Origin of the sequence: Cupriavidus sp. SIMBA_020 (genome assembly GCF_046535395.1) — a bacterium.
GTDB classification, from domain to species: Bacteria; Pseudomonadota; Gammaproteobacteria; order Burkholderiales; family Burkholderiaceae; genus Cupriavidus; species Cupriavidus campinensis.
This window is the reverse complement of sequence record NZ_JAWRWU010001591.1, coordinates 1-238: the sequence shown is the minus strand read 5'-3', so window position 1 is coordinate 238 and position 238 is coordinate 1. Positions and strand designations below refer to the sequence as shown.

Annotated in this window: 1 protein-coding gene; it reads right to left on the bottom strand. The window is 68.9% G+C overall.

Annotation, left to right across the window (positions count from 1 at the left end):
* The coding region (locus SB751_RS34975; RefSeq protein ID WP_410749611.1) for a TonB-dependent receptor plug domain-containing protein at positions 1-238 on the bottom strand (238 nt) is incomplete at both ends.

Below are 238 nucleotides of genomic sequence, written 5' to 3'. Positions count from 1 at the left end.
GGATTTCAGCGGGCCGCCGAGCCAGAAGTCGACGCTCTGCGTGTCGCCCTGGTTCGATTCGAGCTGCCATACGCTGCCGGCCGTGATCGTGCCGCCCCAGCGCTTCGGCACCTTGCGCGTGATCACGTTGATCACGCCGCCCATCGCGTCGGCGCCGTACAGCGACGACATCGGCCCGCGCACGACCTCGATCCGCTCGATCGCGGACAGCGGCGGCATCAGGTTCGACTGCACGCCC